We start from the raw sequence: 15,708 nt of genomic DNA on the forward strand, positions 1-15,708 counted from the left end.
CAGGTGCTGAGCTGGAACCTGGGTGTGACCAGCCGGGCCAGCGAGCGGCTGTCGGTGATGGTCGACTATGTGGGCGAGCGCCGCGACGGCCAGCTGCAGAATGGTGTGCAGCTGGGGCTGGGTTACCGGTTCTGATGCAGGAAGGACGTCCTCGCCCGCCGGGCGGCTACGTCCTCCGGCGGCTGACCCGCCTCTGCCGCCCGCACAGGTTGGCGCAGGAGTGTCTTCAGTCGCGAAGGAGCGGTTTTCCGTGGGTCGCTCAGATAGATCTCATGGTGCGGGCCGGCAAACGTGTAGCCCAGCGATGGCATCACCTCCTGGTGCAGCCTCGCGAGTGTCGGGCCTTCATCCTCATAGGGGCCCACATGCAACGTCTGCAGGCAGAGACCCTCCTCCAGCCGCTGCAGGCGCAGGCTGGAGGGTGGCGCACCGAGCTTCGCCCTCACCTTCTCCGTTGCTGCAGCGAACCGCGGCGTGTCGACGGCATCCGGGGTGCGGATCATCAGGGTCCAGGTCCATTCGTCCTTGCGGCGGGCGACGAAGCTGCCCGGATCCTCAGCGCTCCACAGCCCCTCCAGCGGCGCAACCACATGGTCCTGTCCCACCGCCTTGAGGGCGAACTTCAACGCATAGCTGACGGAGTAAAGCCAGCGTACGGCCTCGGCGTAGGCGATTGCCGTGTTGGGGTCGCCGCGGCCGTCAACCATCACGAACGGCAGGGAGGGCACTTGGAGCAGGACGAAGTCGCCGGTCGGCGCCCGGTACAGGGTGCGGTCAAGCGTCTTGAAATCGACTTTGCCCATTGGAGATCTCCAGTAGACGGACAGCATCGCACGCGCGTCAGCATGCCACAGTTCCTGAATGCGTTCATTCGACTTTGCCGAACGAGGGATTCGGGCGTGGCGACACCTGCGGCTGCGATGCTCCGCGCCCCATTGCGCGCACGGTGCGACAACGTGTCGCAGCCAGAATGGGGCCTTTCCTGCGGAGGATCATTGTCAATGCCTTTCTTAAATGGTGGGTGACGGCCTAAAATTGCAAGGCTGACTCGACCCCACCTCCCTGCCTGTCTCCGGACGGGTGGGACCGGCTTTGGCCGGAGCGGGCAGGACGGGGAACGGCATTCCCTCGCAATTGGATCGACCGATGATTCCGTTGAAAACCCTTGGGCGCTGGTTGCGCCCGGGCCTGCTGCTCGCAGTGCTGGTGATGCTCACCGGCTGCGATGCCGTGGCCATCCTCAGTCCGAAGGGCCAGATCGGCCAGGATGAGAAGACCCTGCTGATCACGGCCACCGTGCTCATGCTGCTGGTCGTCATCCCGGTCATCATCATGACCCTGACCTTCGCGTGGAAGTACCGCGCTTCCAACACCAAGGCCCGTTACGAGCCGAAGTGGTCGCACTCGACGGCGATCGAGGTGGTGGTGTGGTCGATCCCCTGCATGATCGTGCTGGTGCTGGCCGTGCTGACCTGGCGCTCCTCGCACGCGCTGGATCCGTACAAGCCGCTGGAATCGGACGTCAAGCCGGTCACCATCGAGGCGATCTCGCTGGACTGGAAGTGGCTGTTCATCTATCCGGAAGAGAAGATCGCGGTCGTCAACGAGATCAAGTTCCCGGTCAACACTCCGCTGAACTTCAAGATCACCTCCGACACGGTGATGAATGCCTTCTTCATCCCGCACCTGGGCAGCATGATCTATTCGATGGCGGCGATGGAGACCAAGCTCCACCTGATCGCCAACGAAACCGGTGAATTCCCGGGCATGTCCTCGCACTACAGCGGTGCGGGCTTCGCCAAGATGCACTTCACTGCCTATTCGGTCACCGATGCCGAGTACCGCCAGTGGCTGGACCAGGTCCGCGCCGGTGAGCAGACGCTGGACAAGGCCTCGTTCAAGGCCCTGGGTGAAGCGCGCAATGCCGAGTGGTATCCGGTGACCTACTACGGCCGGTCCGAGGAGGGCCTGTTCGACTGGGTCATCGCCAAGCACATGGGCGACAACAAGCACTACGGCATGAAGCACGCCCATGCGGGCGCCGCTGCCGCCGATGCTGCCAGCCATGAAGGGCACGAAGGCCACGCCCCGAGCGAAGAGCACAAGTCCAAGGAGTCCGGGGAAAACCTGGATGCCACTGAACACGAGCACGCCGGCCACGCCGGTCATGCGGGCTCGGGAGAATGAACATGCTGGGAAAACTCTCTCTTGAGTCGATCCCCCACGATCCGATCGTGCTGACCACACTGGTCGGTGCGGTGCTGGGTGGCTTGGGCGTCGTCGCCCTGATCACCAAGTTCAAGCTGTGGGGCTATCTGTGGAAGGAGTGGTTCACCTCGGTGGATCACAAGAAGATCGGCGTGATGTACCTCATCGTCGCCTTCGTCATGCTGCTGCGCGGTTTCTCCGACGCGATCATGATGCGCACCCAGCAGGCCATCGCCGTCGGTGGCTCCGAGGGTTACCTGCCGCCGCACCACTACGACCAGATCTTCACCGCCCACGGCGTGATCATGATCTTCTTCGTGGCGATGCCGTTGATCACCGGCCTGATGAATCTGGCCGTGCCGCTGCAGATCGGTGCGCGCGACGTCGCGTTCCCGTTCGTCAACTCGCTCAGCTTCTGGCTGTTCGTCGCCGGTGCGGTGCTGATCATGCTGTCGCTGTGGATCGGTGAGTTCGCCGCCACCGGCTGGCTGGCATTCCCGCCCTTGTCGGGGATCGAATACAGTCCAAGCGTAGGCATGGACTACTACATCTGGGGTCTACAGGTGGCGGGTCTGGGTACCACGCTGAGTGGTATCAACTTCTTCATCACCATCCTCAAGATGCGCACGCCGAGCATGAAGCTGATGCAGATGCCGGTGTTCACCTGGACCGCCCTGGTGACCAACGTGCTGATCGTCGCCGCCTTCCCGGTGCTGACCATCACCCTGGTGCTGCTGACCCTGGACCGTTACCTGGGTACGCACTTCTTCACCAATGACGGTGGCGGCAACGCCATGCTGTACATCAACCTGATCTGGATCTGGGGCCACCCGGAGGTGTACATCCTGGTCCTGCCGGCGTTCGGCGTGTTCTCGGAAGTGATCGCCACGTATTCGCGCAAGGCCCTGTTCGGTTACAAGGGCATGGTCTACGCCACCGCCTGCATCGGCGTGCTGTCGTTCATCGTGTGGCTGCACCACTTCTTCACCATGGGTTCGGGCGCCAACGTCAATGCCTTCTTCGGCATCACGACGATGATCATCTCCATTCCCACGGGCGTGAAGATCTTCAACTGGCTGTTCACCATGTTCCGCGGTCGCGTGCAGTTCACCACGCCGGTGCTGTGGACGATCGGCTTCATGGTCACCTTCACCATCGGCGGCATGACCGGCGTGATGCTGGCCATCCCGGCCATCGATTTCGTGCTGCACAACAGCCTGTTCCTGATCGCGCACTTCCATAACGTGATCATCGGCGGCGTGGTGTTCGGCATGTTCGCGGGCATCACCTACTGGTGGCCGAAGATGTTCGGCTTCCGCCTCAACGAGTTCTGGGGCAAGTGCGCGTTCTGGTGCTGGTTCATCGGCTTCTACGTGACCTTCATGCCGATGTACGTGCTGGGCTTCATGGGCATGACCCGTCGCCTGCAGAGCACGGTCAATCCGGCCTATGAGCCGCTGCTGCTGGTTGCTGCTGCAGGTGCCTTCATCGTCGGTGCCGGCATCCTGTGCCAGATCATCCAGGTGGCCGTGTCGATCCGCGACCGCAAGAAGACCGTCGACCTGACCGGCGATCCGTGGGATGCCCGTACGCTGGAGTGGGAAACCTCTTCGCCGCCGGCGTTCTACAACTTCGCCACGCTGCCGGACGTCACCGAGCTGGACGATTTCTGGGAGCGCAAGCAGCGCGGTGAGGCCTGGCCGAAGCCGGCGAAGTACACCGACATCCACATGCCGCGCAATACCGGCACGGGTGTTGTCATCGGTGCCTTCAGCCTGGTGTTCGGCTTCGCGATGATCTGGCACATCTGGTGGCTGGCCATCGTCGGCTTCGTCGGCATGATCGCCACGTTCATCTACCGCACCTTCGACCAGGACGTGGACTACTGGGTCCCGGCCGCCGAGGTGGAACGCATCGAGAACGAACACCGCAAGCACCTGGAAGCCCAGGGCCTGGTGAAGTCGGAGCTGAAGGCATGAGCACCAATACCTCGACCCTGAGCCACGGGCACGCCGCGCATGCGGCGGCCCATGGCCATGACGACCACGAGCATCACGACACCGGCGGCAACACCGTCTTCGGTTTCTGGGTGTACCTGATGAGCGACTGCCTCATCTTCGCGTCGCTGTTCGCCACCTATGTGGTGCTGGCCGGCGGCACCGATGGTGGCCCCGGTCCGAAGGACCTGTTCGAACTGTCGTTCGTGGCCTGGGAAACCGCGCTGCTGCTGACCTCCTCGCTGACCTTCGGTCTGGGCATGATCGCCCTGCACCGCAAGCAGGTGGGCCAGATGTACCTGTGGCTGGCAATCACCTGGCTGCTGGGCTTCGGCTTCATGTGCATGGAAGTGTGGGAATTCCAGCACCTGATCCACCAGGGCTATGGTCCGGACCGCAGTGCCTTCCTGTCGGCGTTCTTCGCCCTGGTCGGTACCCACGGCCTGCACGTCAGCGCCGGCCTGCTGTGGCTGCTGGTGATGTTCGTGCAGCTGAAGAAGTACGGCCTGACCCCGACCAACAAGACCCGCATGGCGTGCCTGAGCCTGTTCTGGCACTTCCTGGACCTGATCTGGATCGGCGTGTTCTCCGTCGTCTACCTCAATGGAGCGCTGTAATGGCACATGACAACCACGCACACGATCATGGCACCGGTGGCGAAAGCCACGGCAGCGTGAAGTCGTACCTGATCGGCTTCGTGCTGGCAGTGGTGCTGACCGTCATCCCGTTCTGGATGGTGATGTCGGGCGACTTCTCCCGCACCGTCAACGGTGTGGTGATCGCGATCACTGCCGTGCTGCAGATGCTGGTCCACCTGGTGTTCTTCCTGCACCTGGACCGCTCCTCGGAGAGCCGCTGGAACGTCAACGCTGCTGCCTTCACCATCGTGGTGATCGGCATCATCGTGGTCGGCACCCTGTGGGTCATGCACAACATGAACGTGCATATGATGCACTGACGTCCCCGCGACGTTGCCACGCAGAAAGGCCGCCCCCGGGCGGCCTTTCTGTTGTCGGGTGGATGGGGTCGGATCCCATGTCGCAGGCGAGGGCTCCGACCTCGCACGCCGGGCCTCACCCCACCTTGCGCAGGAACTCCTCGGCATCCATCGGCCGACCCAGGTGGTAGCCCTGCAGCTGGTCGCAGCCCAGTTCGCTCAGGTACTCGCGCTGGGCCTGGGTCTCCACGCCCTCGGCCACCACCTGCAACTGCAGCGTACGGCCCAGGGCGATGATCGAGGAGACGATCGCGGCGTCTTCGGCATTGCGTTCCAGGTCGTGCACGAAGGCCCGGTCGATCTTCAGCTCGGTGGCCGGCATGCGCTTGAGGTAGAGCAGGCTGGAATAGCCGGTGCCGAAATCGTCGATGGCGATGTGCACGCCCATCGCGGTGAGATCGTTGAGAATCGCCAGGCTCGCGTCGACATTCTTCATCGCAGTCGTTTCGGTGATCTCAAGCGTCAGCAGAGGCGGATCGATGGCGTGTCGTTCCAGCGCCGCACGCACGCTGGCCAGCAGCGTCGGCGAGGCGAACTGCAGGGGAGACAGGTTGACCGCCATCGTCCAGCCGCGATGGCCGGCATCATGCCACGCACGCAGCTGGGCGCAGGCGCGATCCAGCACCCAGTCACCGATCGGCAGGATCAGCCCGCTGCGCTCGGCGATCGGGATGAACACGTCCGGTGCCAGCAGGCCCAGTTCCGGGTGCTGCCAGCGCAGCAGCGCTTCGGCGCCGCTGGCGGGGGCATCGGCGGCGGGAAATTTCGGCTGGTAGTGCAGCACCAGTTCGTCCCGGGCGATGGCCTTGCGCAGATCCTGCAGCAGCCGCAGCTGGCGGTTTGCACTGAGCTGCATCGAGGGGGTGAAGAACGTGTAGCCGTTCCGGCCGGTGTCCTTGGTGTGGTACATGGCTGCATCGGCGTGGGCCATCAGCTCGCGTTCGTTGCCGGCGTCATCCGGGTACAGGGCGATGCCGAGGCTGGCGCTGACCTGCAGCTCTGCCGCGTCGAGAATGAAAGGCTCGCTGGCCGCGGCGATGATGCGCTCTGCGACGACCACGGCGTCATCCGGGATGTCGATCGCCAGCACGATCACGAATTCGTCCCCGCCCAGGCGCGCGAAGGTGTCCTGCGGTCGCAGCAGGCCGCCGATGCGTTGCGCGACGGCGACCAGCAGGCGATCACCCAGTTGATGACCGTAGGCGTCGTTGACCGCCTTGAATCCGTCAAGATCGCAGAACATCACGGCCACCGCGTGCTGGTGCCGGCAGGCCTTCTCGATGGCCTGTTCGATGCGGTCCTGCAGCAGCATGCGGTTGGGCAGCTGGGTCAGCGGGTCGTGCAGCGCGGCCTGGATCAGCCGGTTGTTGGCGTGCGCGAGCGAATCGGCCAGCAGCCCGGTGCGGACCCGCATCTGGCGATCGAACAGGGAGGCCACCAGCGCGATGCCAAGCGTCGCCACGGTGGTGACGATGACCAGTACCGCCAGCCAGCGGGCATCGATGCCGCCGTTGACCACGGCACCGCAGATGCTGCCGTCCGCGAAGCGTGCGGCCGCCATGCCGGTGTAATGCATGCCGACGATGGCCAGCCCCATCACCAGCGAGGCGAGCAGGCGCAGGCGCAGCGTGTTGCGCTGCTCGGTGCGCAGGCGGAAGGCGATCCACAGCGCAGCGCCGGCTGCGCCGATGGCCACCACGATCGATGTCGCGAACCATCCTGGGTGGTAGTCGATGCCGGGCTGCATGCGCATGGCGGCCATGCCCAGGTAATGCATGGCCGCGATGCCGGTGCCCATCAGCACCGCACCGGCCAGCAGCCGCCGTCGCGGCAGGCTGGGGCGGGAGACCAGCCACAGCGCATAGGCCGATGCGCCGATCGACACGGCCAGGGAGTAGAGGGTGATGGCCAGGTCGTAACCGATCGGGATCGGCAGGTCGAACGCCAGCATGCCGATGAAGTGCATCGACCAGATGCCCAGGCCCATCGCGGCGGCGCCGCCAGCCAGCCACCAGCGGGCGACGCGTCCCTGCGCGCTGGCGACACGCCCGGCCATGTCCAGGGCCGTGTACGAAGCAAGAATGGCCACCAGCAGAGAGATGGCGACCAGGCTCTGACTGTAACTTCCAGTCATGTTGAATCCAGTGGGAAAGGGAGGGGCGCCCGCAAGGCGCACGCCCGCGACCCCTATCGGCGCAGGTGGGCGGTACTTGAGCGGTCGCAGCACCTGCGACCGGGCTCGGCTATCCTGCCACGCCCGTCCCCGACGCAGGAAATTCCCAGATGGCAAAAGCCCGCACCGCCTACGTCTGCAATGAATGCGGCGCCGAGTACAGCAAATGGCAGGGCCAGTGCACCGAGTGCAATGCCTGGAATTCGCTGTCGGAAATCGTCCTGGAAAGTGCGGCGGCGGCCAAGGCGCCGGCATCGCGGCGGGCCGGCTGGGCGGGCAAGGTCGATCCGCCGAAGATCACCGCCCTGAAGGACGTGGAGCAGACCGAGCATCGCCGGGTCAGCACCGGCATCGGCGAGTTCGACCGCGTGCTCGGCGGCGGCCTGGTGGAGGGGGCGGTGGTGCTGGTCGGCGGCGATCCCGGCATCGGCAAGTCAACCCTGCTGCTGCAGGCGGTCGCCAGGATGGCGGCCGAGCTGCCGGTGCTCTACGTCACCGGCGAGGAGTCTTTGGCCCAGGTGGCCGGTCGCGCGCATCGGCTGGAACTGCCCCTGGATGGCGTCAACGCGCTCGCTGAAACCGGCGTCGAGTCCATCCTCCAGCACGCGGCCAAGGCCGGCCCGCGCCTGATCGTGGCCGACTCGGTGCAGACGCTGTGGACGGAAAGCCTGACCGCCGCACCGGGGTCGGTCAGCCAGGTGCGCGAGAGTGCCGCACGGCTGGTGCGTTTCGCCAAGGAAACCGGCACCGCCGTGTTCCTGGTCGGCCACGTCACCAAGGAAGGTGGCATCGCCGGCCCGCGTGTGCTGGAACACATGGTCGATGCGGTGCTGTACTTCGAAGGCGAAAGCGGCAGCCGCTTCCGGCTGCTGCGTGCGTTCAAGAACCGTTTCGGCGCGGTCAACGAGCTGGGCGTGTTCGCCATGGGCGACAAGGGCCTGAAGGAGGTCTCCAATCCGTCGGCCATCTTCCTGTCCGGTGGCAGTACGCACCAGCCCGGCAGCTGCGTGATGGTGACCCGTGAAGGAACCCGTCCGCTGCTGGTGGAGGTACAGGCGCTGGTCGATGCGTCGCCGCTGTCCAACCCGCGCCGTGTCGCCGTAGGCCTGGAGCAGAACCGTCTGGCCATGCTGCTGGCGGTGCTGCACCGGCACGGCGGTGTGCTGGTGGGCGACCAGGATGTGTTCGTCAATGTCGTCGGCGGCATCCGCGTGCAGGAGACGGCCGCCGACCTCCCGGTGCTGCTGGCGGTGCTGTCGTCGCTGCAGGACCGGCCGTTGGCCGAGAAGACCATCGCCTTCGGCGAAGTGGGCCTGTCCGGCGAGATCCGCCCGGTGCCCAATGGTGAGGACCGGCTGCGCGAGGCGGCCACCCATGGTTTCAGGCGTGCGATCGTGCCGAAGGCCAATGCGCCCAAGGGGGGCTCGGTCAAGGGCATGGAGGTGATCGCCGTGGAGCGCCTGTCCGAGGCGATCGACGCAGCGTGATTCCATCGGAGGCGCGCCGGCGGCCGCGATCCTGTTGAGCCGGGCCACGCGCGTCTGCTTCCCCGGCGAAGGACCGCCGGGCATGGGCCAGACCCAGCAGACGTCAGATGCGGCTACGGTCAGCCTCCCTGTGCTAGTTTTTCCCGCTCGACGAAGGCGCCCTGTGGCGCCTTTCCGCGCCCAGGAGTAAACGATTACATGCAGGACCCCGCGCTTACCGCCCCCGCCGCCGAAATCCGCCGTGCGGGCGTCGACCTCAATGGACTGATGACGGTGCTGGGCAAGCACCTGTATTCCACGCCGATGGTGGCCCTGCGCGAGCTGGTGCAGAACGCGCATGACTCGATCATCCGCCGTCGCATCGAGCAGCCGGGCATGGACGTGCCTTCCCGGATCTCCGTCCAGGTCGACGCCACCGCCGGCGTGCTGCGCATCAGCGATACCGGGGCGGGCCTGACCCGCCAGGAGATCCACGATTACCTGGCGACCGTCGGTGTCGGCTACACCCGTGGCCTGCGCCAGGGCGGCGCCGACGAGGATGGCCTGATCGGCATGTTCGGTCTCGGCTTCCTGTCCGCCTTCGTGCTGGCGCGTCGGGTCAGCGTTCGCACCACCTCCTACCAGACGCCGGAACTCGGCCATCTGTACGTGTCCAGCAATGCCGAGCAGTACACGGTCAGCGAAGTGCCCGCGCGCGCGATCGGAACCGAAGTGGAGCTGGAACTGCACCCCGACTTCCTGCCGCTGGCCAACGAAGCACGCCTGCACGAGGTGCTGGGGCGGTACTGCGCGCTGCTGTCCGAACCAATCTTCATCGGTGCCGCCACCTCGGCGATCAATCCGGAGCCGCCGCCGTGGCGGGCGCAGGGCGAGGTCGCGCTGCACCCGGTGCAGGCGCGCCGGCAGTCCCTGCAGTTCGCCGCGCGTTTCGAGCATGACTTCGAGCCCATCGTCACCCTGCCGCTGCGCGCCGATGGCGTCAGCGACGCCACGGGCCTGTTGTGGGTGCAGGATGGCGCCACCTATGGCACCAGTGACAACCGCAATCTGTCAGTGTTCGTGCGCGGCATGCTGCTGGACGACGATGCACGTGACCTGCTCCCGCCCTGGGCCGGCTTCATCGGTGGCGTGATCGAGTCCTCGCGGCTGACGCCCACCGCCAGTCGTGAGGATCTGCAGCGCGATGATCATTACCGCGCCGTGCAGCATGCCCTGCTGGAGGCGTTGATCGATGGCCTGGCCGAGGTCGCACGGCAGCAGCCTGAAGCCTGGCGCCGGGTGCTGGCCCGCCACAACGAAGCGCTGCTGGGCGCGGCGCTGTGTGATGACCGCTTGTTCGAACTGCTGGTGGAGCACGTGCGCGTGCCGACCTCGCAGGGCGATCTGCCGGCCAGCGCGCTGCCGGCACGCGGCGCCGTGCATGTGATCCTCGACAACGGTGGCGGTTTCGAAGAGATGCTGTTCCGCGCGATGGGGGTGCCGGTCGCGCATGGCCATCGTTATGCGGTGGTTCCGTTCCTGCGTCGCTGGGCCCAGGCCAAGGGCCTGCGTCTGGTGGAACTGGGCACCGAGCAGGGCAACCGCGCACTGTTCCGTACCGATGACAGCCTCGATGAGGGGCAGCTGGCCTGGCTGCGTGAGCAGTTGGGGGATGGTGAGCAGCTGCTGCCGGCGCGCTTCAGTCCGGAGGCACTGCCGGTGGTGGTGGTGCCCGACCGCGAGGCCGAACTGAAGCAGCGGCTGGAGGACGACGAGAACGACAAGCGGGTATCGATGGCCGCGCTGCGGCTGGCCCGCCAGTTCACTGCACGCATCGAATCGCGTGCACCGTCGCGGCTGTATCTCAACCTCGACAACACCGCAGTGCAGGCGCTGCTGCGCGCACAGCGCGAAGGCCACCCGCAGGCCGAAGCGGCCGCACGCCTGCTGCGCTCCCTGAAGATCATCGTCGCCGCGCAGGGCAGGCCCCTGGCGCGGACGACGGCAACCGCAGGCCCCGACCTCAATGGAGCCTTCACCGACATCGCGGGCGCGCTGCAGCAGATGCTGCGCTGACGCCCGCTCTCATCCAGCCTTCGCTAGACAGGAGCACGTAATCCCCTCATGGACATCTGGAACTGGGTAGAAAAACTGCAGGGCGACCTGCGCCAGGCCGGGCAGGCGCAGAACGCGCACCTGCTGAACCGCCTTGCGGACGACGTCAGCGAGCTGCAGGTCGACCGCGTCGATGCGCTGTTGCCCGAGGCGCGTGCGCTGGGCAAGGCGCTGGACAATCCCTGGGTCGATGTCTACGTCGGCCACTGGGCGCTGCGCAACCGCGTGGGCAACCGCGTCGAAGGTGAAAGTGCACTGGGCGAGGCGGTCGCGCTGTTCGAGCGTGCGCATCGCGAGGATACCCTGGAGTGCCCGCAGTCGATCTGCGTGACCCAGGATCTGGCCGCCTGCTACGGCAACATCGACGGGCCCGGCTGGGTGCCCGAACGGGTCGAGGTCTGCGACGAGACCCTGGCACGCATCGATCCGAGCTGGGCCTGCTTCCAGTGCCTGAGCTGCGAGAAGGCGGACGCGCTGCTGGACGACGATCGGGGCCAGGAGGCGCTGGATTACCTGCAGGCACAGGCCGACGCGATCGAGGCCTGCGGCAAGGAGGTGTTCGACAGCTTCCCGGAGATGCAGATCAAGATCCTTCTGGGCCTGGGCCGCGCTGAGGAAGCGCTGGCGCTGATCGAAAAGCGGGAGGCCGAGGTGGTCGCGTCGGGCGAGTATGAGCCGGCCAACTGCACCGTGCCGCGCCGCCTGTCCAAGGCCTGGGCGCTGGCACAGCTGGGCCGCGACGAAGAAGCGCTGCAGCAGATGGTGCCGTGGAGCGAACTGACGCCTAACTACTGGCGACTGTGGGCGAACACCGCCGCTGCGCTGTGCCGGCGCGATCCGGCGCGCAACACCTGGGACCTGGGTACGCGCTTCAACACCATCATCGAACATTTCGCCCGCGTCGGTTCGCACCGGCTGTTGATCGAGGTGGCTGCACTCAGCCTGGAGCTGGCGCTGCAGCGGGGCGCGCGCTGGGTGGCGCAGCGGCAGCTGGGCCTGGCCCGTGCCCACCTTCCGCAGCTGCGCCAGGACCGCGGCGCGTCCGCGCTGGTGGCCGCCCTGGCTGCACGCGTGGAAAGCCTGCCGGAGGTCGCGCCGTTGCCGGTGCCGGCCACGGAGCTGCTGGCGTGGCTGGAAGCGCGCGGGGAGCAGAACCACTCGCGCGATCCCGAGCAGGAGGCGCAATGGTTGCTGCAGGCCCACGCACAGTGTCCCGATGATGAGCCGTTGGCCGACACGGCGGCTTCGGCGCTCAATGCCTGCGGCGCGCAGGCCGAAGCACGCACACTGCTGTGGGACTTCGTGGCGGCGCATCCGCAGCACGATGGTGCCGCGGCCTACACGCTGATGCGGTGGCTGGCCGAACAGGGCGATGACGCGGGCCTGCGCCGGTTGGCGGATGTGTTCCGCGACAGCGTGCCGGTGTTCGCCCACTGGTGCGAGGTGCAGCGCGCGCGCCGGGTGTCCGACTGGCCGGCGTTGGAGCTGGCCGCAAAGGCACTGCTGGAGCTGTCGCCGGGATCGCATGGCGCGCGTGGCACGCTGGCCCGCATGTACATGGAGACCGGACGCTTCAGCGATGCCCAGGCCTGCTACGCGCAGCTGATCGAACTGCTGGAGGAGCCCAATGCCGCGCATTGGGACCACATGAGTGCCGCCAGCGCCGCGCATGACTGGGACGCCGTGCGGCGGTCGGCGGCGGCGATCGGCATGGAACTGTCCAGCACCGAGGGTGTGGTCGAAGAGCCGTGGGGCTGGGTGATCATCCGCAGCGAGGAAGAGGGCGAGCCGATGGAGTACTACGCCCGGCGCAGTGGCCCGGTGACCGCCCGCATCGTCGAGAACGCGCCGGCCAACCGCGCCCAGCAGGTGGGTGACTGGGTGGTGTTCGACGCGGCGCTGGTGCATCCGGCACCGGAAGACGAGGAGGCACGCGAGCACTTCATCCCGACCTACGCACAGGTGCATGTGCTGGAGCGTGGCGGCTTCGCCCGCAGCTGGCTGATCGACGGCGCCCATCCGGGTGAGGACGCCTGGAATGCCCTGGTCGAGGCGGTTGAGGCGCAGGGCTGGAAAATCTGGGCCCACAGCCGTCCCGACTACACCGTGACCGACCCGGAGGCCGAGGATGGCACGCTGCCGGGGCTGCTGTTCACCATCGCCCAGCCTCAGGATCACGCACCGCTCGCGCTGCACCGGTTCCTGCAGCAGGCCACCGCCGGCTGGGCACATCCGCTGTGCTGGCTGCGCCTGGCCGAAGCCTGCGACCAGGATCGCCAGCCGCATCTTGACGTGATCGAGCGGTACGGCCTGTAGGCACGCCTCGCTCGCCGGGGCATGGCCCGGCGCCACTGCTCTGCGCCGCCGGGCGATGCCCGGCGGACCTGTCATCCGATCAACGGGAGTGTCCGAACACCAGCTCGATCGCGAACTGGCTGCCGAAGAAGGCCAGCAGCAGCAACAGCATGGCCGTCAATGTCCAGTGCACCGCCTTCACCCCGCGCCAGCCGTAGCGGCGGCGGCCGATCAGCAGCACGCCGAAAACGATCCACGACAGCACGCTCAGTACGGTCTTGTGCACCAGCTTCTGTGCAAGCAGGTCATCGACGAACAGGACGCCGGTGACCAGGGTCAGCGTGAGCAGGGCGAAGCCCACCGCGATGACCCGGAACAGCAGCGCTTCCAGATCGGCCAGCGGGGGCAGGGCGCGCAGCCAGGGCCGGAATTCGCGGCGGCGCAGCGCGCGTTCCTGCAGCCACAGCATGATCGCCAGCAATGCCGCGATGCTCAGCGTGGCGTAGGCCAGCAGGGCCAGCCAGGCATGGCTGGCCAACCGCCAGCCCAGCACCTTGCTCGGTTCGTGGCCATAGCCGTGATAGGCCAGCAGCAACAGTGCCGCGAGCGGAAACACCACCACGCCCAGCGCGGACATGCGGCCGCGTGCACCCACCAGCGACGTCAGCCAGGCCATGCCCAGGCCGACCAGCGACAGCGCCGCGAAGAAATGCATGTCCGGCCCGCCGTTCGTGCGCATCGCCACCATCACGTGATAGCCGCCATGCAGCACGATGGCTGGCAGCGCCGGCCACAGCCAGGCGGGCGAACCTACGGCACCATCGCGGCCGAGCGCGCGCACCAGCAGGACGCTGGCGGCCAGGTAGAGCAGGACGGCGATGAGAACGATTGTCATCGTGGCAGTTTCGCATACCCCCGGGGTGCTGGCGACGGCCGCCGTGTCGCAGCCCGGGAGCAGGGGCGGACCGGCTATACTGTGTGCCTTATTGTCCCCCGTTTTCAGACAGGTCGCACCGCATGTTCGAGTCCCTGACCCAGCGCCTTTCCGGCACCATCGAGCGCCTGCGCGGCCGTGGCCGCCTGACCGAGGAGAACATCCGCGAGGCCACCCGCGAGGTCCGCATCGCGCTGCTCGAGGCCGATGTCGCGCTGCCGGTGGTACAGGCGCTGATCGAGCGCATCAAGGTGCGCGCCGTTGGCCAGGAAGTGTTGAAGTCGCTGACCCCCGGCCAGGCGCTGATCAAGGTCGTCCGCGACGAGCTGACCGCGGTGATGGGCGCTGAAGCCAGCGACCTGAACCTCAACGTGCCGGCGCCGGCCATCATCCTGATGGCGGGCCTGCAGGGCGCCGGCAAGACCACGACCGTGGGCAAGCTGGCCAAGCACCTGAAGGAAAAGCGCAAGAAGAAGGTGATGGTGGTCTCGGCCGACGTCTACCGTCCGGCGGCGATCGAGCAGCTGAAGACCCTGGCCGAACAGGTCGGCGTGCTGTTCTTCCCGTCCAGCGCCGACCAGAAGCCGGAAGCCATCGTCCGCGCCGCCATCGACGATGCGCGCAAGTCGTTCGTCGACGTGCTGCTGGTCGATACCGCCGGCCGCCTGGCCATCGACGAAGCGATGATGGCCGAGATCAAGGCCCTGCACGCAGCGGTCAACCCGGCCGAGACTCTGTTCGTGGTCGATGCCATGACCGGCCAGGACGCGGCCAACACCGCCAAGGCCTTCGGGGATGCGCTGCCGCTGACCGGCGTGGTGCTGACCAAGACCGACGGTGACGCCCGTGGCGGTGCCGCCCTGAGTGTGCGCTACATCACCGGCAAGCCGATCAAGTTCGTCGGTGTCAGCGAAAAGCCGGACGGCCTGGATGTGTTCCATCCGGACCGCATCGCCAGCCGCATCCTGGACATGGGCGATGTGCTGTCGCTGGTCGAGCAGGTAGAGCAGCAGGTCGACAAGGACAAGGCGGCCAAGCTGGCCGAGAAGGTCGCCAAGGGCAAGAAGTTCGACCTGAACGACATGCGCGACCAGCTGGAGCAGATGCAGAACATGGGCGGCATCGGCGGCCTGATGGACAAGCTGCCGGGCCTGGGCAACATCCCGGACCACCTCAAGCAGCAGGTCAGCCAGGGCAAGGAAGTGCCCCGCATGATCGCCATCATCAGTTCGATGACCAAGAAGGAACGGCGCAACCCGAACCTGCTCAACGGCTCGCGCCGCGCGCGCATCGCCAAGGGCTCGGGCGTGACTCCGGCCGACGTCAACAAGCTCATGAAGCAGTACATGCAGATGGAAAAGATGATGAGCAAAATGGCCGGCGGCGGCATGAAGGGCATGATGCGCAGCATGAAGGGCATGATGGGCGCCATGGGTGGCCGCGGCATGCCGTTCCGTTGATCAACATCGGGGGCGGAACCTGTTCGGATCCGACCCCGCCTGCAACGACTGGCGTATGCTGGG

The 15,708-nt window shown here is 66.4% G+C and carries 11 protein-coding genes; 8 read left to right on the forward strand and 3 right to left on the reverse strand.

The genetic code is table 11. The features are described from left to right. Positions 1 to 122: 122 nt before the first annotated feature. A complete protein-coding gene (locus AC5P5M_RS07570) occupies positions 123 to 803 on the reverse strand; it encodes a GyrI-like domain-containing protein (protein WP_495205722.1) in 681 nt (226 codons plus the stop codon). A 343-nt stretch (positions 804 to 1,146) separates the two neighbouring features. On the opposite strand from AC5P5M_RS07570, the gene cyoA reads away from it, so the two are divergent. Genes cyoA through cyoD form a run of 4 tightly spaced genes read left to right on the forward strand, consistent with a single transcriptional unit; the run spans position 1,147 to position 5,163 of the window. Continuing rightward, on the forward strand, positions 1,147 to 2,187 hold the full coding sequence (gene cyoA / locus AC5P5M_RS07575; protein ID WP_053518989.1) for a ubiquinol oxidase subunit II: 1,041 nt from the start codon (positions 1,147 to 1,149) through the stop codon (positions 2,185 to 2,187). 2 nt (positions 2,188 to 2,189) lie between these two features. Continuing rightward, positions 2,190 to 4,187 (forward strand): cytochrome o ubiquinol oxidase subunit I, encoded by a 1,998-nt coding sequence (cyoB, locus tag AC5P5M_RS07580; protein ID WP_053518988.1) that lies wholly within the window; start codon positions 2,190 to 2,192, stop codon positions 4,185 to 4,187. Beyond that, positions 4,184 to 4,822 carry a cytochrome o ubiquinol oxidase subunit III gene (gene cyoC / locus AC5P5M_RS07585; protein WP_065174633.1) on the forward strand — a complete coding sequence of 213 codons (639 nt, stop codon included), beginning with the start codon at positions 4,184 to 4,186 and terminating at the stop codon, positions 4,820 to 4,822. The genes cyoB and cyoC overlap by 4 nt, the downstream gene beginning before the upstream one ends. Next, on the forward strand, positions 4,822 to 5,163 hold the full coding sequence (gene cyoD / locus AC5P5M_RS07590) for a cytochrome o ubiquinol oxidase subunit IV (RefSeq protein WP_053518984.1): 342 nt from the start codon (positions 4,822 to 4,824) through the stop codon (positions 5,161 to 5,163). Before cyoC ends, cyoD begins: the two co-directional genes overlap by 1 nt. 115 nt (positions 5,164 to 5,278) lie before the next feature. Here cyoD and AC5P5M_RS07595 read toward each other — a convergent pair whose 3' ends face one another. Further along, positions 5,279 to 7,336 carry a putative bifunctional diguanylate cyclase/phosphodiesterase gene (locus AC5P5M_RS07595; RefSeq protein WP_053518982.1) on the reverse strand — a complete coding sequence of 686 codons (2,058 nt, stop codon included), beginning with the start codon at positions 7,334 to 7,336 and terminating at the stop codon, positions 5,279 to 5,281. 149 nt (positions 7,337 to 7,485) lie between these two features. Between AC5P5M_RS07595 and radA the strand changes: the two genes are divergently transcribed. From radA to AC5P5M_RS07610, 3 genes are all read left to right on the forward strand, one after another. Further along, complete coding sequence (gene radA, locus AC5P5M_RS07600) at positions 7,486 to 8,862, forward strand: DNA repair protein RadA (RefSeq protein ID WP_053518980.1); 1,377 nt, start codon at positions 7,486 to 7,488, stop codon at positions 8,860 to 8,862. A 198-nt stretch (positions 8,863 to 9,060) separates the two neighbouring features. Beyond that, entirely contained in the window at positions 9,061 to 10,917 is a 1,857-nt protein-coding gene (locus AC5P5M_RS07605; protein WP_495205723.1) for an ATP-binding protein, read from the forward strand. Between the two features lie 48 nt (positions 10,918 to 10,965). Beyond that, entirely contained in the window at positions 10,966 to 13,272 is a 2,307-nt protein-coding gene (locus tag AC5P5M_RS07610) for a tetratricopeptide repeat protein (RefSeq protein ID WP_263177827.1), read from the forward strand. Positions 13,273 to 13,351: 79 nt separating this feature from the next. On the opposite strand, the gene AC5P5M_RS07615 is transcribed toward AC5P5M_RS07610, so the two are convergent. Beyond that, complete coding sequence (locus AC5P5M_RS07615) at positions 13,352 to 14,146, reverse strand: cytochrome C assembly family protein (RefSeq protein WP_053518974.1); 795 nt, start codon at positions 14,144 to 14,146, stop codon at positions 13,352 to 13,354. Positions 14,147 to 14,268: 122 nt separating this feature from the next. On the opposite strand from AC5P5M_RS07615, the gene ffh reads away from it, so the two are divergent. Then, positions 14,269 to 15,645 (forward strand): signal recognition particle protein, encoded by a 1,377-nt coding sequence (gene ffh, locus AC5P5M_RS07620; protein ID WP_053518973.1) that lies wholly within the window; start codon positions 14,269 to 14,271, stop codon positions 15,643 to 15,645. Positions 15,646 to 15,708: the final 63 nt, after the last annotated feature.

It is taken from the genome of Stenotrophomonas sp. YJH_SMC_106-19 (assembly GCF_059368375.1).